Origin of the sequence: Sulfitobacter sp. S190, from assembly GCF_025141935.1 — a bacterium.
Taxonomy (GTDB): Bacteria; Pseudomonadota; Alphaproteobacteria; order Rhodobacterales; family Rhodobacteraceae; genus Sulfitobacter.
Window position 1 is genome coordinate 579,850 of record NZ_CP081120.1, and the last position, 20,671, is coordinate 600,520.

General features: G+C 61.5%; 22 protein-coding genes. 16 read left to right on the forward strand and 6 right to left on the reverse strand.

The annotated features are described in order from the left end of the window. Nucleotides 1-110: 110 nt before the first annotated feature. The 16 genes from secY to K3756_RS03110 all read left to right on the forward strand — a co-directional run bounded on the left by secY (nt 111) and on the right by K3756_RS03110 (nt 15,263). Nucleotides 111-1,475, forward strand: a complete 1,365-nt coding sequence (gene secY, locus K3756_RS03035; protein ID WP_259990782.1) for a preprotein translocase subunit SecY — start codon at nt 111-113, stop codon at nt 1,473-1,475. Next, entirely contained in the window at nt 1,472-2,119 is a 648-nt protein-coding gene (locus K3756_RS03040; protein ID WP_259990784.1) for an adenylate kinase, read from the forward strand. The genes secY and K3756_RS03040 overlap by 4 nt, the downstream gene beginning before the upstream one ends. Before the next feature lie 343 nt (nt 2,120-2,462). Further along, a complete protein-coding gene (gene rpsM, locus K3756_RS03045) occupies nt 2,463-2,831 on the forward strand; it encodes a 30S ribosomal protein S13 (protein ID WP_259990786.1) in 369 nt (122 codons plus the stop codon). A 12-nt stretch (nt 2,832-2,843) separates the two neighbouring features. Continuing rightward, complete coding sequence (gene rpsK / locus K3756_RS03050; RefSeq protein WP_259990789.1) at nt 2,844-3,233, forward strand: 30S ribosomal protein S11; 390 nt, start codon at nt 2,844-2,846, stop codon at nt 3,231-3,233. Between the two features lie 115 nt (nt 3,234-3,348). Continuing rightward, nucleotides 3,349-4,365: a DNA-directed RNA polymerase subunit alpha gene (locus K3756_RS03055; RefSeq protein WP_259990791.1), complete on the forward strand. Its 1,017-nt coding sequence runs from the start codon at nt 3,349-3,351 to the stop codon at nt 4,363-4,365. A 157-nt stretch (nt 4,366-4,522) separates the two neighbouring features. After that, nucleotides 4,523-4,939, forward strand: a complete 417-nt coding sequence (gene rplQ, locus K3756_RS03060) for a 50S ribosomal protein L17 (protein WP_259990792.1) — start codon at nt 4,523-4,525, stop codon at nt 4,937-4,939. A gap of 109 nt (nt 4,940-5,048) precedes the next feature. After that, nucleotides 5,049-6,425, forward strand: coding sequence for a trypsin-like peptidase domain-containing protein (locus K3756_RS03065; RefSeq protein WP_259990793.1), 1,377 nt, complete (start codon nt 5,049-5,051; stop codon nt 6,423-6,425). Nucleotides 6,426-6,427: 2 nt separating this feature from the next. After that, nucleotides 6,428-7,738 (forward strand): replication-associated recombination protein A, encoded by a 1,311-nt coding sequence (locus K3756_RS03070; protein WP_259990795.1) that lies wholly within the window; start codon nt 6,428-6,430, stop codon nt 7,736-7,738. Between the two features lie 51 nt (nt 7,739-7,789). Further along, nucleotides 7,790-8,170: a fluoride efflux transporter CrcB gene (crcB, locus tag K3756_RS03075; RefSeq protein WP_259990797.1), complete on the forward strand. Its 381-nt coding sequence runs from the start codon at nt 7,790-7,792 to the stop codon at nt 8,168-8,170. After that, nucleotides 8,167-9,216, forward strand: a complete 1,050-nt coding sequence (locus K3756_RS03080; RefSeq protein ID WP_259990799.1) for an RluA family pseudouridine synthase — start codon at nt 8,167-8,169, stop codon at nt 9,214-9,216. The genes crcB and K3756_RS03080 overlap by 4 nt, the downstream gene beginning before the upstream one ends. Continuing rightward, entirely contained in the window at nt 9,213-9,893 is a 681-nt protein-coding gene (locus tag K3756_RS03085; protein WP_259990801.1) for an HAD-IA family hydrolase, read from the forward strand. Before K3756_RS03080 ends, K3756_RS03085 begins: the two co-directional genes overlap by 4 nt. Before the next feature lie 3 nt (nt 9,894-9,896). After that, nucleotides 9,897-10,616, forward strand: a complete 720-nt coding sequence (locus K3756_RS03090; RefSeq protein ID WP_259990803.1) for an ATP12 family chaperone protein — start codon at nt 9,897-9,899, stop codon at nt 10,614-10,616. A gap of 190 nt (nt 10,617-10,806) precedes the next feature. Beyond that, nucleotides 10,807-11,823 carry an amino acid ABC transporter substrate-binding protein gene (locus K3756_RS03095; protein ID WP_259990805.1) on the forward strand — a complete coding sequence of 339 codons (1,017 nt, stop codon included), beginning with the start codon at nt 10,807-10,809 and terminating at the stop codon, nt 11,821-11,823. A gap of 121 nt (nt 11,824-11,944) precedes the next feature. After that, nucleotides 11,945-13,183: an amino acid ABC transporter permease gene (locus K3756_RS03100; protein WP_259990807.1), complete on the forward strand. Its 1,239-nt coding sequence runs from the start codon at nt 11,945-11,947 to the stop codon at nt 13,181-13,183. A 1-nt stretch (nt 13,184) separates the two neighbouring features. Further along, nucleotides 13,185-14,483, forward strand: coding sequence for an amino acid ABC transporter permease (locus K3756_RS03105; protein WP_259990809.1), 1,299 nt, complete (start codon nt 13,185-13,187; stop codon nt 14,481-14,483). A gap of 12 nt (nt 14,484-14,495) precedes the next feature. Beyond that, nucleotides 14,496-15,263, forward strand: coding sequence for an amino acid ABC transporter ATP-binding protein (locus tag K3756_RS03110; protein WP_259990811.1), 768 nt, complete (start codon nt 14,496-14,498; stop codon nt 15,261-15,263). A 48-nt stretch (nt 15,264-15,311) separates the two neighbouring features. On the opposite strand, the gene K3756_RS03115 is transcribed toward K3756_RS03110, so the two are convergent. The 6 genes from K3756_RS03115 to yidC are packed head-to-tail and all read right to left on the reverse strand — an operon-like array spanning nt 15,312 to nt 20,573. Next, entirely contained in the window at nt 15,312-15,809 is a 498-nt protein-coding gene (locus K3756_RS03115; protein ID WP_259990813.1) for a histidine phosphatase family protein, read from the reverse strand. Continuing rightward, entirely contained in the window at nt 15,806-16,456 is a 651-nt protein-coding gene (locus K3756_RS03120) for a ferredoxin (RefSeq protein WP_259990815.1), read from the reverse strand. Before K3756_RS03120 ends, K3756_RS03115 begins: the two co-directional genes overlap by 4 nt. 7 nt (nt 16,457-16,463) lie before the next feature. Continuing rightward, entirely contained in the window at nt 16,464-17,327 is an 864-nt protein-coding gene (argB, locus tag K3756_RS03125; RefSeq protein ID WP_259990817.1) for an acetylglutamate kinase, read from the reverse strand. A gap of 35 nt (nt 17,328-17,362) precedes the next feature. Next, nucleotides 17,363-18,013, reverse strand: coding sequence for a ribosome biogenesis GTP-binding protein YihA/YsxC (gene yihA / locus K3756_RS03130; RefSeq protein WP_259990819.1), 651 nt, complete (start codon nt 18,011-18,013; stop codon nt 17,363-17,365). Continuing rightward, nucleotides 18,013-18,750: an MOSC domain-containing protein gene (locus K3756_RS03135; RefSeq protein ID WP_259990821.1), complete on the reverse strand. Its 738-nt coding sequence runs from the start codon at nt 18,748-18,750 to the stop codon at nt 18,013-18,015. Before K3756_RS03135 ends, yihA begins: the two co-directional genes overlap by 1 nt. Continuing rightward, nucleotides 18,750-20,573, reverse strand: a complete 1,824-nt coding sequence (yidC, locus tag K3756_RS03140) for a membrane protein insertase YidC (protein WP_259990822.1) — start codon at nt 20,571-20,573, stop codon at nt 18,750-18,752. The genes K3756_RS03135 and yidC overlap by 1 nt, the downstream gene beginning before the upstream one ends. Nucleotides 20,574-20,671: the final 98 nt, after the last annotated feature.

Consider the following 20,671-nt stretch of genomic DNA (forward strand, 5'->3'; position numbering starts at 1 on the left):
GGGCTTGTGAGCGGCGACGGAGCCGCTTACATAGTCCGTGAGTTTTCCCTAACGCCGCCCGCCGGAAAACGGCCCGGGCGGCGTTTTGTTTCAAAAAGAGAGCCCTGCACATGGTATCTGCCGTCGAGAACATGGCCGCCAACACCAGCTGGTCCGCCTTTGGCAAGGCAACCGATCTGCGTCACCGCATTCTGTTTACCCTTGGCCTGCTGATCATCTATCGCCTTGGCACGTTCATCCCCGTTCCGGGTATCGATGGCGGCGCGCTGCGCGAATTCATGGAAAGCGCGGGGCAGGGCATCGGCGGCATGGTGTCGATGTTTACCGGCGGTGCGCTGGGGCGGATGGGCATCTTTGCGCTTGGCATCATGCCCTACATCTCGGCCTCGATCATCGTGCAGCTGCTCACCTCGATGGTGCCCGCGCTCGAACAGCTGAAGAAAGAGGGCGAACAGGGCCGCAAGAAGATCAACCAATACACCCGCTGGGGCACCGTGGCGCTGGCCACCGTGCAGGCCTACGGGCTTGCCGTCAGCCTCGAGGCAGGCGATATCGCCGCCGATCCGGGCATGTTCTTCCGCGTGTCGTGCCTGATCACGCTGGTGGGGGGCACCATGTTCCTGATGTGGCTGGGCGAGCAGATCACCGCCCGCGGCATCGGCAACGGTATCTCGCTCATCATCTTTGTCGGCATCATCGCCGAGGTTCCCGCCGCGATCGCACAGTTCTTTGCCTCCGGCCGCTCCGGCGCGATCAGCCCCGCGGTCATCGTGGCCGTGCTGGTCATGGTCGTGGCCACCATCATGTTCGTCGTGTTCATGGAGCGTGCCCTGCGCAAGATCCACATCCAGTATCCCAAACGCCAGGTCGGCATGAAGGTCTACGACGGCGGCTCTTCGCACCTGCCGGTCAAGGTCAACCCCGCGGGCGTGATCCCGGCGATCTTCGCCAGCTCGCTGCTGCTGCTGCCGGTCACCATCTCGACCTTCTCGGGCAACTCGACCAGCCCCGTGATGTCGTGGCTGCTGGCCAACTTCGGTCCCGGTCAGCCGCTGTACCTGCTGTTCTTCGTGGCGATGATCGTGTTCTTCGCGTATTTCTACACCTTCAACGTCAGCTTCAAACCCGATGACGTGGCCGACAATCTCAAGAACCAGAACGGCTTTGTCCCCGGTATCCGTCCGGGCAAGAACACCGCCGCCTATCTGGAATACGTGGTCAACCGCGTGCTGGTGCTGGGCTCTGCCTATCTGGCCGCCGTCTGTCTGCTGCCCGAAATCCTGCGGGGCCAGTTCGCGATCCCGTTCTATTTCGGCGGTACATCGGTGCTGATTGTCGTGTCGGTGACCATGGACACCATCCAGCAGGTGCAAAGCCATCTGCTCGCCCACCAGTACGAAGGTCTGCTTGAGAAGTCGAACCTGCGTGGTAAGGGTGGCAAACCCCGCAAGAAACGGAGCCCGCTGCGTCGATGAATATTATCCTGCTTGGACCCCCCGGTGCCGGTAAAGGCACGCAAGCCCGCCATCTGGTGGAAAACCGCAACATGGTCCAGCTGAGCACCGGCGACATGCTGCGCGAAGCCAAGGACAGCGGTACGGAAATGGGCAAGGTTGTCGCGGACGTGATGGCGCGCGGCGCGCTCGTCACCGACGAGATCGTGATCGGTCTGATCCGCGAAAAGCTGACCGACAAGTCCGAGCACGGCGGTTTCATCTTTGACGGCTTTCCCCGCACGCTGGCGCAGGCCGACGCGCTGGGTGAGCTGATGCAGGCCGAGGGCCAGACGCTCGACGCGGTGATCGAAATGCGCGTCGACGACGAAGCGCTGGTGGACCGCATCACCGCCCGCTCGACCTGCGGCATGTGCGGCGAGGTGTATAACGACAACACCAAGCCGATCCCCTCGGATGGCAAATGCACCAACTGCGGCGGCACCGAATTCAAGCGCCGCGCCGACGACAACGAGGAAAGCCTCAAGACGCGGCTGATGGCCTACTACAAGCAGACATCCCCCCTGATCGGCTACTACTACGCCAAGGAGATGCTCAGCACCGTCGACGGTCTGGGTGAAATCGCCGAGGTGCAAGGCAGCATCGCAGGCGTGCTCGACGCCTGAGCGGCCCCCGCAGAACCCGTTTGAAACGGCCAGCGCGCATCCCGCCGCTGGCCGTTTTCTTTTGCGCTTACCGCGCGAGGGCGGGCCCTTGAAAACGGCGAGGCAGGGGCCATATTGCGGGTCAGGATCGGCAATAAAGCGCACCTGTCTCCGGGCGGGTTGACGGCCTTTCAAAAACCTCATACTCACCACCATCTCGCAAGAGAATCAAGTTGCGCGCCGGGTCGCCCCCATAGCGCAAGATCACCTGATCAGCTGTAGCCCGCAGGCGTCATCGTCTCGGGCTTACGTTGTGAAAAAAGGGTCTGGAATGACGGACCCGCAACGAAAAGGAATTGCACACGTGGCACGTATTGCCGGCGTAAACATCCCGACTGCAAAGCGGGTTCCAATCGCCCTCACATATATCACCGGTATCGGTAACACCTCGGCCGCACAAATCTGCGAAGCCGTTGGCATCGACGTCACCCGTCGCGTCAACGAACTGTCGGATGCCGAAGTTCTGAAAATCCGCGAACACATCGACGAAAACTACACCGTCGAAGGTGACCTGCGTCGTGATACGCAGATGAACATCAAGCGTCTGATGGACCTTGGCTGCTACCGTGGCCTGCGTCACCGTCGTAACCTGCCCGTCCGCGGTCAGCGCACACACACAAACGCTCGTACCCGCAAAGGCCCCGCAAAGGCCATTGCCGGCAAGAAGAAATAAGGAGACGCATCAATGGCACGCGATACACGTCGGACCAAGCGTAAGGTCTCCAAGAACATCGCCGCAGGTGTGGCGCATGTGAACTCTTCCTTCAACAACACCAAGATCCTGATCTCGGATGTTCAAGGCAACGCAATCAGCTGGTCCTCGGCCGGTACCATGGGTTTCAAAGGGTCGCGTAAATCGACACCTTACGCCGCCCAGATGGCCGCCGAAGACGCGGGCAAGAAAGCACAGGAACACGGCGTGAAAACGCTCGAGGTCGAAGTGCAGGGCCCCGGTTCGGGTCGCGAAAGTGCGCTGCGCGCGCTGGCGGCTGCGGGCTTCAACATCACGTCCATCCGCGACGTGACGCCGATGGCTCACAACGGTTGCCGCCCTCCCAAACGCCGCCGCGTTTAATCGGGCCACACAGACGACGGGGTTCGCGCTTTGGCGCGGGCCCCCTACGACTTTTTGAAACCTCGGGAGTTTGCCCCGCTTGGACATACGGGTGCAGACAGGAATGGAGGGACATATGATCCACAAGAATTGGGCCGAACTGATCAAGCCTCAACAGCTTGACGTTAAACCCGGCAACGATCCTGCCCGTCAGGCAACCGTTGTCGCCGAGCCGCTGGAGCGCGGTTTCGGTCTGACCATGGGCAACGCCCTGCGTCGGGTCCTGATGAGCAGCCTGCAAGGCGCCGCCATCACATCCGTACAAATCGATAACGTCCTGCACGAATTTTCCAGTGTTGCCGGCGTGCGCGAAGACGTGACCGACATCATCCTGAACCTCAAGGGCGTCAGCCTGCGCATGGAAGTCGAAGGGCCCAAGCGCCTGTCGATCTCCGCAAAGGGTCCGGGCGTTGTGACTGCCGGTGACATTTCCGAATCCGCCGGCATCGAGATCCTGAACCGCGACCACGTGATCTGTCACCTGGACGACGGCGCGGACATCTACATGGAGCTGATGGTCAACACCGGCAAAGGCTATGTCTCTGCCGACAAGAACAAGCCGGAAGACGCGCCGATCGGCCTGATTCCGATCGATGCCATCTATTCGCCGGTCAAGAAAGTCAGCTACGACGTGCAGCCCACCCGCGAGGGCCAGGTGCTGGACTATGACAAGCTCACGATGAAAATCGAAACGGACGGTTCGCTGACACCCGACGATGCCGTGGCCTTTGCCGCGCGTATCCTGCAGGACCAGCTGGGCATCTTCGTCAACTTCGACGAGCCTGAATCGGCTGGTCGTCAGGACGAGGACGATGGTCTGGAGTTCAACCCGCTGCTGCTCAAGAAAGTCGACGAGCTGGAGCTTTCGGTGCGGTCCGCCAACTGCCTCAAGAACGACAATATCGTGTATATTGGCGATCTGATCCAGAAGACCGAAGCCGAAATGCTGCGCACGCCGAACTTCGGCCGCAAATCCCTGAACGAGATCAAGGAAGTGCTGTCGGGTATGGGTCTGCATCTGGGCATGGACGTCGAGGACTGGCCGCCGGACAACATCGAAGATTTGGCGAAGAAGTTCGAAGACAGCTTCTAAGACATTTGCACCGCCCGGTGTACGGGCGGTGCACACCCTGTGCACATCGTGTGACAGGCAAAGATGGGCCCAAAAGCCCCAAGGAGAGCCCGAGACACGCATCAAGGGCCAGACAAAGCAAAACCGCCCGTAGAGGGCACATTATTGGAGAAAGACTATGCGTCACGCACGTGGATACCGCCGCCTGAACCGGACACACGAACACCGTAAGGCCCTGTTTGCCAACATGGCAGGCTCGCTCATCGAACATGAGCAAATCAAGACGACACTGCCCAAAGCCAAGGAACTGCGCCCCATCATCGAGAAGATGATCACGCTGGCAAAACGCGGTGATCTGCACGCCCGCCGTCAGGCCCGTGCACGCCTCAAAGAGGACCAGTATGTCACGAAATTGTTCGACATCCTCGGCCCCCGCTACAAAGACCGTCAGGGTGGCTATGTGCGCATCCTGAAAGCGGGCTTCCGCTACGGTGACATGGCGCCGATGGCGATCATCGAATTCGTCGACCGCGACCGCGACGCCAAAGGCGCCGCAGACAAGGCACGCGTTGCCGAAGAAGAAGCCGCAGACTGATATTCAACCCGTTTGGTTGAGCCCGAAGGCCCCGCATCCGCTGCGGGGCCTTTTGCCGTTTGGCCCTGTGGCGCTTGCGTATCGGCTGCGCTCTGCGCATATCTAGGGGATGAAAATCCTCGCCATTCTCATCGCCCTGTGCGCCGCACCGCTTGCCGCGCAGCAGGTCCCGCAATCCGCCGCCCAGATGCAGCTCAGCTTCGTGCCCGTGGTAAAGCAGGCGGCCCCCGCGGTCGTAAATATCTACGCGCGGATCATGACACAGCCGCGCGGCACGCCATTGCAGTCGGACCCTTTTTTCGAGCGGTTCCTGCGCGATCCGTTTGCCACCCGCAAGCCGCGTGTGCAGAACTCGCTCGGCTCCGGTGTGATCCTCTCTGCCGACGGGATCGTCGTGAGCAATTACCACGTGGTCGGGATGGCCACCGACATTCGCGTCGTGCTCAATGACCGCCGCGAATACGCGGCCCGCGTTCTGCTCGGCGACGAGGAAAGCGATCTCGCGATCCTGCAGATCGACACGCCCGATGCCCTGCCGTTTCTGGACCTGCGTGCCAGCGACAGTGTCGAAGTGGGGGAACTGGCGCTGGCCATCGGCAATCCCTTTGGCGTGGGCCAGACCGTGAGCAGCGGCATCGTATCGGGGCTCGCCCGCTCCGGCGGTTCCGGCGGCAGCGGGCAGGGATATTTCGTGCAGACGGACGCGCCCATCAACCCCGGCAACTCGGGCGGGGCGCTTGTCGATACGCAAGGGCGCCTGATCGGGGTGAACACCTCCATTCTGACCCGCTCGGGCGGCTCCAACGGTATCGGTTTCGCGATTCCCGCCGATCTGGTCGCGGCGTTTGTGGCGCAAGCCCGCAACGGCAGTGACAGGTTTAAACGCCCCTGGGCCGGGATCAGCGGGCAATCGCTGGACGCCGATATGGCCGAAACCATGGGGCTCGACCGTCCCGGCGGCATCATCATCGCGGGGCTGCACCCGGCCAGCCCGTTCCTTGATGCGGGGCTGGCGGTTGGTGATGTCATCGTGGGTGTGGGCGGCGTTGCCGTGAACACGCCCGCAGAAATGATCTACCGGATGAGCGTCGTCGGTGCCGGTGCCAAGGCCGATGTGAGTTTCCTGCGCCGCGGCGGCGAAGAGCGCGCGCAGGTGTCCTTGCTGGCGGCCCCCGATATCCCCAGCCGCGAGGAAACCGTGCTGGACCGCGACACCGTGCTACCGGGCCTGACATTGGTGCGGGTCAATCCCGCGGTGCTGGACGAAATGAACCTGTCTCTCGAGGTGTCCGGCGTGGCGGTGACGCAACCGGGCCGCTTCGGGCGGCGTGCGGGGTTGCGGTATGGCGACGTGATCCTTGAAATCAACGGCGAAACTGTCACGCGACCCGGCCAGGCACAGGACATCCTGCGCGGGGACATGCGCCGCGTCTCCATGGTGGTGCAGCGCGGCGCGCGCCGCATCGGCCTGCGGTTCCGGGTCTGACGGTGCCGGATCTGTTTGGCAGCGATACCGGGGCACCCGCAGACACAGGCTTTCGCCCCTTGGCCGACAGGCTGCGGCCGCGCGCCCTGTCAGATGTGATCGGTCAGCAACAGGTGCTGGGCCCCGACGCGCCTTTGACGGTCATGTTGGCGTCGGGCGCGCTGTCGTCGCTGATATTCTGGGGGCCGCCGGGCGTCGGAAAGACAACAATCGCGCGGCTGCTGGCGGATGAAACCGATATGCATTTCGTGCAGATCAGCGCGATTTTCAGCGGTGTTCCCGAGCTGCGCAAGGTGTTCGACGCGGCCAAGATACGGCGGCAGAACGGGCAGGGCACCTTGCTGTTCGTCGACGAAATCCACCGCTTCAACAAGGCCCAACAGGACGGGTTTCTGCCTCATATGGAGGACGGTACGATTCTGCTGGTCGGGGCCACGACCGAAAACCCCAGCTTCGAGCTGAACCGCGCGGTGCTGAGCCGCTCGCAGGTTCTTGTGCTCGAACGGCTGCCGGCCGATGATCTGGAACGCCTTGCGCAACGGGCCGAGGCCGAGCTGGGCCTGAGTCTGCCGCTGACAGCGCAGGCACGGCAAAATCTGCTGGATATGGCCGATGGGGACGGGCGCGCGCTGCTGAACCTCATCGAACAGGTGGCGGCGTGGAAAGTTGATGCGCCGCTTGACGGGGCGGGGCTGGCCAAGCGGTTGTCGAAACGCGCCGCGCAATACGACAAGGGCGGTGACGAGCACTACAACCTGATTTCGGCCTTGCACAAATCCGTGCGCGGCAGTGACCCCGACGCGGCGCTTTACTGGTTCGCGCGGATGTTGGAGGGGGGCGAAGATCCGCGCTATCTGGCGCGGCGCATCACCCGCATGGCGGTCGAAGATATCGGGCTGGCCGATCCGCAGGCGCAGGCGGTCTGCCTGCAGTCATGGGAAACCTTCGAACGGCTCGGCTCTCCGGAGGGGGAACTGGCACTGGCACAGGCGCTGACCTATATCGCGCTCGCGCCGAAATCGAACGCGGTCTACAACGCCTATAAAGGAGCGCGTCGCACGGCCAAGGCGACGGGGTCCGAGCCGCCGCCAAAACATATCCTGAACGCGCCAACCGCGATGATGAAGGATCAGGGTTACGGCAAAGGCTATGCCTATGACCACAACGCCGAAGACGGTTTTTCGGGCCAGAACTATTTCCCCGATGGCATGGACCGGCCCGATCTCTACCAACCGGTGGAACGCGGCTTCGAGCGAGATCTGAAAAAGCGGCTCGACTACTTCGCGCGGCTCAGGACCAAGCGTAACAGCTAGCCGGCTTGCGCAAAACTTGACAATCGCGCCCCAACGCACGACAGACGCCCCATGATTTCAACCGTTGCCCTTGTTGCATTGGGCGGTGCCATCGGTGCCGCGGCCCGTTTCCTGTGGGGGATGGGGGTTCTGCGCGTGCTGGGCCCGCAGGATTTCCCGTTGGCGATTATCGGCGCCAACATTCTGGGTTCCTTCCTGATGGGGGTTTTTGTCGTGATGGCCGCGCAAAAGGGGCTGACCCAATACGCACCGTTCGTCATGACCGGTGTGTTGGGCGGTTTCACGACCTTCTCCGCGTTCTCGCTGGAGACGGTGACCCTGATCGAGCGGGGCAATATCGCGGCGGCGGGCGCTTATGTCGCGCTGTCCGTGGCGCTGAGCATTGGCGCATTGATGGCAGGCCTGTGGGTCGCCAGAGGAGTTTTGGCATGAGCCGCGTACAAACACTGATTGTGGCCGAGGGTGACGGCGATCAACGGCTGGACAAATGGTTCAAGCGTATCTTCCCGCACGTGCCACAAGGGCGCATTGAGAAGATGTGCCGCAAAGGCGAGATCCGTGTTGACGGTGGCCGCGTCAAAGGATCCACCCGCGTCGAAGTAGGCCAGCAGGTGCGCGTGCCGCCGCTGCCCGACGGTGCCGCACCCGAACCCGAAAAGCGCAGCCGCGTGACCGAGGCCGAGGCCAAGATGATCCGTGGGTGCGTGATTTATCGCGACGACCACGTGATCGCGCTCAACAAGCCTCCTGGCCTGCCGGTGCAGGGCGGATCGGGGCAGGGTGAACGCCATGTGGATGGTCTGTCGGAGGCTTTGATGTTCGACGCCGATGAGCGTCCGCGTCTGGTGCACCGTCTCGACAAGGACACGTCGGGTGTGTTGCTGCTGGCCCGCACCCGGGAGGCCGCCAAGGCGCTGACCGCCAATTTCCGGCACCGCGAAACCCGCAAGATCTACTGGGCCGCGGTCGCTGGCGTCCCGCATCCGCGCGACGGTACGATTAAGTTCGGGTTGGTGAAGGCGGGCGGCCACGGCAAACGCGGCGAGGGCGAAAAGATGATCGCCATACATCCACGCGAGGTCGACACGACCGAAGGTGCCAAGCGGGCGACGACCGATTATGCGACGCTCGAACAGGCAGGCAGCCGTTGCTGCTGGATGGCGTTGATCCCGGTAACGGGTCGGACCCACCAGCTGCGCGCCCATATGGCAGAAATCGGACATCCCATCGTCGGTGACGGGAAATACGGCGGCTCCAGTCAGGAGAACCTCGGCGATGGCTGGGGTGCGCAACTGGGCGGAGACATCTCGAAAAAGCTGCACCTTCACGCACGCAGCCTGACGATCGAACACCCCGTGACCAAGGCCAAGCTACACCTGACGGCCCCGTTGCCCGAGCATATGGCGCGCACGTGGCAGACATTCCAATGGCAGCCCAGCGATGTGCCGGCCGACCCGTTCGAGGAAGACTGGGGATGAGCGATACGCCATTGCGGCTGGTCATTTTTGATGTCGATGGCACGTTGGTGGACAGCCAGGCCGATATTCTGGGGGCGATGCATCTGGCGTTCTCTGCCGAAGGGCTTGCGACCCCGCCACGCGATCAAGTGCTGGGTGTCGTCGGGCTCTCGCTCGATGTGCTGATGCCACAGCTGGCGCCGCAGGCCGACCCCGACACGCACAGCCGCTTGGTGCAGGGATACAAGGACAGCTACATGCAGCTGCGCGCCCTAAGTGGTGCGGCCCAGTCCTCGCCGCTTTATCCCGGCGCGCGCGATGTGCTCGAGGCGTTGCAGGCACAGCCGGACACACTCTTGGGCGTGGCCACCGGCAAATCGCGCAGGGGGCTCGACAAGCTCATCGAGGGTCATGGCCTTCACGGGCTGTTTGTCACCCAGCAGGTCGCTGACTTCCATCCATCCAAGCCGCATCCTGCCATGCTGCATAGCGCGTTGTCGGAAACCGGCGTGCGGGCCGAACACGCGGTGATGGTGGGCGACACCAGCTTCGACATGGACATGGCCGCCGCGGCGGGCATTGCGGGGATCGGCGTAGGCTGGGGGTACCACAGTGCCGACCGGCTTGGTGCCGCGGCCCATACGATTGAGAGTTTCGCGGCCCTCGTGCCGCTTCTGGACAGCATTTGGAGCGACTGAGCGATGAGCGATTGGAAAGCCAAGCGTTTTTGGAAAGAAGCCACTGTCGAGCAGATTGACGAAGCGTGGACCGTCCGACTGGACGGGCGGCCGGTAAAGACCCCTGCGAAACGGGCACTTCTGGTGCCGACGCGCCCGCTTGCCACGGCCATCGCGGAAGAGTGGCAGGCCCAGGAGGGCGAAATCCGGCCCCACACCATGCCTGTGACCAAGACCGCCAATGCCGCGATCGACAAGGTCGCGGTGCAACATGCCGAGGTCGCCGATATGCTGGCGGCCTATGGCGACAGCGATTTGCTGTGCTACCGCGCGGATAGCCCGGCCGCACTGGTGGAGCGGCAGTCCGCGCAGTGGGACCCGCTTCTGGATTGGGCGCATGACGCACTGGGCGCGCGCTTGCTGCCACGGGCGGGCATCATGCACAGGCCACAGGACCCTCAGGCGCTCGCGATATTGTCGCGCGAAACGCACGCACTCGATGCCTTCCGTCTGGCCGCCTTTCACGATCTTGTCAGCCTCTCGGGCTCGCTCGTGATCGGCTTTGCGGCGGCACGCGATGCGCGCCCAGCCGAAGCGCTTTGGGAGCTTTCACGGCTGGACGAAAACTGGCAGGCCGAGCAATGGGGCGACGATGAAGAGGCGCTGGCGCAGGCCGAGATCAAACGCGCGGCATTCCTGCACGCAAAGCGTATGTTCGCCCTCGCCGAAGGCACTGTGGCGTAAAGTTGGGCTTACCTTAGGGAAGCCGTTCAAAAGTGCCGCAAAATTGGGCGCGTGACCCTTGACCTGCACCGATGAATCCGGCCAAGGTAGCCGCCACTACGTAGGGGCCTCCTGCGCAGTATCACCGTCGGTGTGCAAAATGCCGGCATGATCCGTCCAAAATGCGGCGGAAAATCAGGAAGAGGTAAAAATGAAGAAATCTGTAATTCTGGGCGCACTGACCGTTGCCGGTCTGTCCGCTGGTGCTGCAGCTGCTGCAACGCTTGACGATGTCAAGGCGCGCGGCAAGCTGAACTGTGGTGTCACAACAGGTCTGGTGGGCTTTGCCGCACCTGACGCGAATGGCGAATGGAAAGGTTTTGACGTTGCAGTCTGCCGTGCCGTTGCCGCCGCTGTTCTGGGCGACGCAAACGCCGTTGAATTCGTTCCAACAACCGGCAAGACACGCTTCACCGCGCTTGCTTCGGGCGAAATCGACATGCTGGCGCGTAACACCACATGGACATTCAGCCGTGATGTCGACCTGAAGTTCACCTTCGTTGGTGTGAACTACTACGACGGTCAGGGCTTCATGGTCCCCAAAGAGCTGGGCGTGTCCTCGGCCAAAGATCTGGACGGCGCGACCGTCTGCATCCAGACCGGTACAACAACCGAGCTGAACCTCGCGGACTTCTTCCGCGCCAACAACATCAGCTATGAGCCCGTTCCGATCGAAACGAACGCCGAAGCACAACAGCAGTACCTTGCTGGCGCATGCGACGTTTACACAACGGACGCTTCCGGTCTGGCGGCGACACGTGCGACATTCGAAAACCCCGGCGATCACACGCTGCTGCCCGAAATCGTATCCAAAGAGCCGCTTGGCCCGCTGGTACGTCACGGTGACGACGAGTGGGGCGACGTTGTGCGCTGGACGCTCAACGCGCTGATCACAGCCGAAGAGCTGGGTGTTTCGTCCGCGAATGTTGGTGAAATGGCCTCCAACACCAACAATCCCGAAGTGGCGCGTCTGCTGGGCACCGAAGGTGAACTGGGCGCAATGCTGGGTCTGGACGCCGATTGGGCCAAGCGCGCAATCGAAACACAGGGCAACTACGGTGAGATCTTTGCCAAGAACATCGGCGAAGAAACACCCATCGGTCTGGCCCGTGGCCTGAACGCTCAGTGGACAGACGGTGGCCTGCTTTACAGCCCCCCCTTCCGCTAAGAACCACTGCCGAAGGGCGCGGTGTAAACCGCGCCCTTCGCGCATAAGACGACCAGACAACTGACCCGACGCAAGACGCACAAAGCGCACATATAAACGTCGGGCTCACGGGGAAGAATTCATGTCGACACTCTCGGACCCTCAACAGGGATCGTTCCGGCCATCCATGCTATTGAACGATACGCGTTACCGGTCAGCGACGCTGCAGGTGATCGCGGCGGTGCTTCTGGCGCTTTGCCTGTTCTATCTTTATTCCAATCTCGCCACGAACCTGCGCGCCGCCGGGCTGAACATATCGTTCGCCTTTCTGGGCGCCCCGGCGGGGTATGACATCAACCAGACGCTGATTGACTACAACAGCCAGTCGACAAACCTGCGCGCCGCGATGGTGGGGATCCTCAATACCCTGCTGGTGGCATTTCTGGCCTGTATCACGGCCACGGTCTTTGGTGTCATCGCCGGCGTCTTGCGGCTGAGCAACAACTGGCTCGTGCGCAAGCTGATGGCCGTTTATGTCGAGATTTTCCGCAACATTCCGGTGCTGATCTGGATCATCATCATCTTTACCATCATGACCGCCGTGATGCCGGGCCCGCGGGCCTTCCGCGGCGATGAACCGTCATCGACGATGTTTCTCGATCTGTTCGCGTTCACCAACCGCGGCGTTTACACGCCCGGGCCGTTCTTTACGCGCGGTGTGGGCGGTGAGGCGGGCAGCATCGTCAACTGGCTGATCGTCATCGCCACGCTTATCGGATCCTTTTTCGCCACCCGCTTTGTCACCAACCGGGCCAATGAAACACAGGCGGCTACGGGCGAACGGCCAAATACGTTGTGGACCAACCTGGCGCTTTGGTTCGTTCCGATCATCGTGGTTCTGTTCATTCTGGGTCTTTCGTGGGATGTGCCCGAACTCAAGGGCTTCAACTTTGCGGGCGGGATCAAGATCGGTGGCCCATTGATCGCGCTGTGGTTCGCGCTGTCGATCTATACCGGTGCGTTTATCGCCGAAAACGTCCGCGCCGGTATCCTTGCGGTCAGCAAGGGCCAGACCGAAGCCGCCTCTGCGCTGGGGCTGCGTCCCCGCCGTGTCATGAGCCTCGTGGTCCTGCCGCAGGCGATGCGGGTGATCATCCCGCCGCTGATTTCGCAGTTTCTCAACATCACGAAAAACTCGTCACTCGCGATTGCCGTGGGCTACGCCGACATCACCGCGACACTGGGGGGTATCACGTTGAACCAGACAGGCCGCGCCATTGAATGCGTGCTGTTGCTGATGGCGTTCTATCTCATCATCTCGCTGCTGATTTCGGCAGGCATGAACGTCTACAACAACGCCGTAAAGCTGAAGGAGCGCTGATATGAGCGATACGCACGCACAATCTGTCGCTTATGTTCGCGACACCGCCATCCCGCCATCGCCTGCGCCGTCGAATGCGGCCGGACCGGTCAAGTGGATGCGCGAAAACCTGTTTGCCACGATCCCGAACGCGGCGCTGACCATCGCGTCCCTGTACGTGATCTACCTCATCCTGTCGGCTACGCTGCCGTGGATGCTCAACGGCATCTGGACCACGGGAAGCCTCGCGGAATGCCGCGAAGTGCTCGATGGGGCGACGGGGGCCTGCTTCTCGGTTCTGACCGAGCGCTGGAACCAGCTCCTGTTCGGGTTTAAATATCCGGTGGATGCCTACTGGCGGGTGCTGGTGGCGTTCGTGCTGATGCTCGTCGCGCTGGCGCCGGTGCTGTTCTTTGATCTGCCGCGCAAGATGCTGATCATCACGGCGCTGTTTCCCTTCGTGGCCTATTGGTTGATCTGGGGCGGAACGATCTGGGTGCCGGTTTTTGCCCTGCTCGGTGTCGTGGTAGGGTATCTTGTCTACGCCCGTTTTGTGGCGCAGAATTTTGCACTGGGCTTTTTCGGCGGTGTTGCCGCAGCCATCGTCTTCTGGACCTTGTCGGGCTACATCGTGCCCGTTCTGACACCAGAACAGCCATGGCTCAAATCCGTGCCATCGCGTGATCTGGGCGGCTACATGCTCAACATGATGCTGGGTCTGACCTGTGTGTCGCTGTCGCTGCCCATCGGGATCGCGCTGGCGCTGGGTCGGCAAAGCTCCATGCCGCTCATCAAATGGGTCTGCGTCATTTTCATCGAATTCATCCGCGGCGTGCCGCTGATCACGCTGCTGTTCGTGGCGAATGTGATGCTGGCGTATTTCTTCCCGCCCGGAAGCGGTGTGGACCTGTTCTTGCGCGTTGTGATCATGATCACGATGTTCTCGTCCGCATACATCGCGGAGGTGATCCGCGGGGGTCTGGCGGCTTTGCCCAAGGGCCAGTACGAAGCGGCCGACAGCCTCGGGCTTGATTATCCGCAGGCGATGCGTCTGATCATTCTGCCGCAGGCGCTGAAGATTTCGATCCCGGGCATCGTCAATATCGCCGTGGGTCTGTTCAAGGATACCACGCTCGTGTCCGTAATTTCGATGTTCGACATCATCGGCATGATCCGCGGTCCCATCCTCGCCTCGACAGACTGGAACGGCGTGTACTGGGAGCTGCTGCTCTTTGCCTGCGTGGTTTTCTTCGTCGTCTGCTACAGCATCTCACAATACTCGCAATGGCTGGAACGCCGTCTTGCGACCGACCATCGATAAGGAGCCTGACCAATGGCTGAACAAGCACTGATGAAAGTATCCGACGAGATCGCGATCACCATCAACAAGATGAACAAGTGGTACGGCAGCTTTCACGTTCTGCGCGACATCGATCTGACGGTGAACCGCGGCGAACGGATCGTGATCTGCGGGCCGTCGGGGTCGGGCAAATCGACGCTGATCCGCTGCATCAACGCGCTCGAAGAGCACCAGAAAGGATCGATCGAAGTGGATGGCACCCTGCTGTCTTCCGATCTCAAGAACATCGACAAGATCCGGTCCGAAGTTGGCATGTGTTTTCAACACTTCAACCTGTTTCCGCACCTGACGATTCTTGAGAACTGTACGCTGGCACCGATCTGGGTTCGCAAGATCCCCAGGAGCGAAGCCGAAGAAACCGCGATGCATTTCCTCGAAAAGGTGAAAATTCCCGATCAGGCGAATAAGTACCCCGGCCAGTTGTCCGGTGGTCAGCAGCAACGTGTGGCCATCGCCCGGTCGCTTTGCATGAAGCCGCGGATCATGTTGTTCGACGAGCCGACCTCGGCCCTCGATCCCGAGATGATCAAGGAAGTGCTCGACACGATGATCGAGCTGGCGGAAGAGGGCATGACCATGTTGTGCGTGACGCATGAAATGGGGTTTGCCCGTCAGGTTGCGAACCGCGTCATCTTTATGGACGACGGCCAGATCGTAGAGCAGAACGAACCAGAAGAGTTTTTCAACAATCCGCAAAGCCCGCGGACACAGTTGTTCCTCAGCCAGATTCTCGGCCACTGACAAAGTTCTTATCGACGGAGCGCGAAGGCGGGCACAGGCCCGCCTTTTTCACGTCTGCAGGTCGCGCGGGACGGTAAACGCCTCGATCGTGCCGGTACCGGCGGTAACGTCGCGCCAATCGTTGATTTCAAAGCTGACAACGAGGGTCGCGCATGTCGGGAATAGCGCGAATTTGGCATGCTCGGGCGCCTGTGCCACCAGCGCGTCGGCGAGATAGGCACAGCCCGGATTATGGGCCAGCATGAGGATTGTATCGCCGGTCGCCTGTCGCAGGGCGTCAAGCATCTCGTCAGGTTCTGCCAGGTATAAACCACGGCTAAACGTGGTGGGGGGATCATTGGGCAGGTCGAGCCGCATCAGGGTCTCACGGGTCCGGGTCGCATCGGAGCACAGGACCGCGTCGGGCAATAGCGTGTGCTCGCGTAGCCATCGGCCAATGCGCTTTGCGCTTTCCTTTCCGCGTGGGTTCAGGCCGCGTGCGTGGTCCCCTGTTCCCGCGCCGGTCCAGTCGGATTTGGCGTGTCGCATCAGTATCAGGCGTTTCATGGCGCGTTCCCTTTAAAGTAGCGCATGTGATGCGCGCTTTGCCGAGGCGGTCGGTTGAACGACACGCTGACCGGACAGGCCCGCCGCACCGCGCATCCGTTGGTCATGCAGTCAGCGCCCTCTGCGCTGTTGAGATAGGCCTTGCAGCGCGGCACGTCATAGAAGTGGTCAGGTGACAAGGCTCCGACGGGGCAGGCGGTTTCGCACGGGCGGGTGGCGCAGCTGTCGCACGGAGAGCGGTGATTGGCATCGGGCAGCGGATGCTGACCCTCAAAGACAAGCGCACCGCGGTAAGAAATCATCAGCCCCGCCCGCAGGTGAACCAGCATGCCTGTCGGGCTGTCAAAGGCTTCGCCACTGGCCTTGGCCCATGCGATGAACGGCTCGAACGGCGGGCCGCCAAACGGATAGACCACCTCGCGCGCGCCGCAGCCCGTGGCAATGCGTGGCAGAATGCGTTGTGACCAGCGATCCACGGGGTCCGGGGCCCCGTCGGACATCTCAGGGCTGTTTTCGAAATGGTGCCAGAAATCCGGGGCCGTCGCCACAAGCACGAGGGTCCGCCCCGCGTCGTGCAGTGCGCCCATCGGCATCAAACCGTAGGGCTCTGTTCGGGCCGCGACCTTGCGGAGGATCGGTGCGGCCACCTGCCGGTTATCCTGCGCGAATGATGCTGCCCGCACCGTGTTCTGTGAACAGCTCCAGCAGGCAGGCATTCGGGGCACGCCCGTCGAGGATGACGCAGGCCCGCACGCCTGCGTCCAACGCATCGAGGGCGGTTTGGGTTTTGGGGATCATCCCGCCCGCAATCGTGCCGTCATCCGTGAGCGTCCGGATCTGTGTCGCGGTCAATTCGGTCAGCACCTCGCCGTGGGCATTCTTGACACCCGACACATCGGTCAAAAGCAGTAAGCGGTCGGCGCGCAGAGCGCTCGCAATGGCCCCCGCGGCGGTGTCGCCGTTGATATTGAACGTCTCGCCCGCGTGGCCCATCCCCAACGGCGCAATAACGGGGATCAGCTCCTTTTCCGCGAGATCGAGCAGCAGGCGGGGATTGACCGTTTCGGGCCTGCCGACAAGCCCGAGCCGCGGATCTTCTGCCGTGCACACAATTAGGCCGCTGTCTTTGCCTGACACACCGACGGCGCGGCCACCTTGCTCAGAAATCGCCTGAACGATGCGGGCATTGACGAGCCCGGAAAGCACCATCTCGACCACTTCCATGGTGGCCGCGTCGGTGACGCGCTTTCCGTCGACAAACCCGGATTCGATGTTGAGCCGTTCGAGCATGGCGTTGATCATGGGGCCACCGCCGTGCACGATAACGGGATTGACCCCCACCTGCCGCATCAGGACAACATCGCGTGCGAATTCGGTCATCGCCTCGTCGCTGCCCATGGCGTGACCGCCCAGTTTGATCACAACGGTCGCGTCATTGTAGCGCTGCATATAGGGCAGGGCCTGCGAAAGGGTTGCAGCGGTAGCGGACCAGTCGCGGTTCATATTCTGTGTTCTCATCGTTTTGTCCCCGGCGGTAGGGGGATCATAGGCGCTTATTCAAGCGTCGCAATCACCGATCTAAGGGTGGGGATGCCCCAGCCCTTTTCCGAAGACGTGACGATCAGCTCTGGATAGGCCGCCGGGTGCTTTGACAGCGCACCACGGACCTGGTCGAGAATTTTCTCGCGCTCTTTTTCCTTCACCTTGTCGGCTTTGGTCAGGACAACCTGAAAGGTCACGGCGGCACTGTCGAGAAGCGACATGATTTCATCGTCGACCTTTTTCACGCCGTGGCGTGCATCGATGAGCACGAAAGCGCGGCGCAGGGTCTGGCGGCCTTGCAGGAACTGCTTCAGCAGACGCTGCCATTTCTCGACCACCGGCAACGGCGCATTGGCGAAGCCGTAGCCGGGCAGATCGACGAGGTACAGATCGTCTCCCGCTGTGAAATAGTTGATTTCTTGCGTCCGCCCGGGCGTATTGGATGCGCGGGCAAGACCCTTTCGTCCCGTCAGGGCGTTGATCAGACTGGATTTGCCGACATTCGACCGTCCGGCAAAACAAACCTCGAGCCGGTCGGCATCGGGCAGCCCCGACATGGCGACCACGCCTTTGACAAATTCTGTCTCGCCAGCGAACAGCAGACGGCCGCGTTCGGCTGTTTGGCCGTCGGGTTCTTCGACAACGGGAAAGGGCAATTGCATTATATCAGCTCCAACCGGTCGCCGACGGCCACATCGCCCGCCTTTGTTACGGTTACGTAAATGCCGAAATCCTGATGTCCCAGCTGTTTCAGCGCGCCGAGCGTGTCGACATCGCGCACGCCCGTATCGGTGTTCACGGTCGTTGCCAAGCAGCGGGTGATGCGTTCTTCGACCCGCACCCGTGCCGTGCCCAGTTTCAGGTCGCGGCCAATCCACTCGAACTCATCCCAAGCCGATGCGCCGTCGAACCAGATGTTCCCGCGCCAGCGCTCAGGTTGCAGCGGGCTGTCGGCCAACTGCTCCACCGCGGCGTGGGTGGCGATATTGCACAGCGATATCGACGCGAAGGGTGTATCCGTGAACCCGCGGTCGCGCAGGCGCACAACGCGTGCCGGCGCGGCCCTATCGGGGTTCGATAAAGGGCGTGACCACGCCACGATGCGCGCGCCGTCCCGATCGGGGTGGGCAACAAGTTCGGGCAGATCGGGATGGTGCAGCGTGACAGTTTCGGTATCTTCATCCAGTCGCGCGGTGATCGCCATCAAGGCGGGCGACTTTGCTCCGCGGTTGAAGTTCTGGCAGGCGGCCCATTCGCTGCCGTCGGCACTGGCCGCATCATGCGCGACGGCCCACGTGCGATCGTAGGGCAGGGTGGTGCCCACGCCAAGCGTCACCCGGTCGAGTGCTTCGCGCCCGTGGCTTTTGATCGGATGACGCCAAAGCGCGGTGATCTGCATCACTTTTTCTCTTCGACCTTGGGCTTACGGCTGAAACCACCCTTGATGTTGCCAAGCAAATCGGGCGTGTAGCCCTGGCTGCGCATAATCAGGTATTGCTGCGTAAACGTGATGGTGTTGTTGGCGATCCAGTACACCACCAGGCCGCTCGCAAAGCCGCCGAGCATGAACATGAACACCCATGGCATCCACGCGAAAATCATCTGCTGGGTCGGATCGGTGGGGGCCGGGTTCAGCTTTTGCTGCAACCACATCGAGATGCCCAGCAGCAGTGGCAGGATGCCAATGAAGACAAGTGCGAGCAGTGTACCACCTTCGGGCGCGGCCCAGGGCAGTACGCCGAAAAGGTTGAAGATCGATGTCGGATCAGGTGCGCTGAGGTCCTGGAACGGGCCGAAGAAGGGCGCGTGGCGCAGTTCGATCGTGACAAAAATCACCTTGTAGAGCGAGAAGAAGATCGGGATCTGCATCAGGATGGGCAAACAGCCCGCGGCGGGGTTCACCTTTTCCTTCTTGTAGAGCTCCATCATGCCCTGTTGCATCTTCTGGCGATCGTCGCCCGCCTGCTCTTTGAGCTTCTCCATTTTTGGCTGAAGCTCTTTCATCTTCGCCATCGAGACGTAGGATTTATATGCCAGGGGAAAGAGCGCGGCCTTGATCAGAAGGGTCAGCCCGATGATCGCGATGCCCATGTTGCCGATCAGTTCGTTGAGATGGTGCAGCAGCCAGAAAATCGGCTTTGTCAGGAAGGCGAACCAGCCCCAGTCAATGGCATCGATGAAGTTATAGACGCCCGCCTGCTCGTAATCGCGCAGAACTTCCCATTCCTTCGCACCCGAGAAGAATTGCGTGGTCGCCTCGATCGTTGCCCCCGGGGCCACGGTTTGTACGGGCATAACGGTTTCGGCTTGGTAGATATCGCGGCGCTCGTCGTATTTTGCCACCGATTTGAATGCGGAGCCCTGCGTCGGGATCAGAACGCTCATCCAGTAGTGATCGGTGAAGCCGATCCAGCCGTTTTCGGTAATGTTTTCTTCCTGCGTGCGGGCACCCGCGCGTGGGTTGAACTCGAACTCGGGCATGTCATCCCAGTTGATCTCCGAGTATTCGCCGTCTGTCATGGCGACGACGCCTTCGTGCAGGATAAAGAAGTTCTTCAGGTCAGACGGCTCTCCGTGACGGGCAAGAATCGAATAGGGCGCGATCGATGCGGCCGTGTCGCTGTTATTCTGAACCGATTGGGTGATCGTGAACATATAGTCGGCGTCGACGGAGATTTCTTTGGTGAAGACGAGCCCGGCTCCATTGTCCCAGCTCAGGGTCACGGGGCTGTCGACGCGCAACGTATCGCCCGAGGCAAGCGACCATTCGGTGTTGGGCCCCGGCACGGCAGAGGCGTCCACACCCGATGCAGCGGCCCAGCCGTGCAGCGCATATTGCGCATCCTGTTGGCCGACGGGGTTAAGAACCCGGACGATTTCCGCTTCCTCGTCAAGCGAGGTGCGATAATCGGTCAGGGCCAGTTCATCGATCCGCCCGCCCAGCAGGGAAACGCTGCCCTGAAGGCGGTCGGTTTCGATGGCCACCCGACCTGCCGTCTCGATCGCGCTTGGCGCCGTGTCGGTTTCGGGCGCCGGTGTTGCGGCCCCGACATCGGCGGAGGGGGTGCTGACGGCGTCTGGCGCGGGCGGCGTCAGTTCCGTCGTTGCCGTGGCATCCAGCGGTGTGTCGGGTTCGGGGGGCGGGAAGAGTACAAACCATACAAGGATCACCACAAAGCTGAGCGCTGTTGCGATGATGAGGTTCTTGTTCTGATCGTCCATGAGCCGTGCCACCTGATACATCTAAATCCGTTCGGGTGGGTACACCGCGAAGAGGCCCAAAGGTCAAGTGGATTCGGGTGTTTTGGTCGCTTTGACGC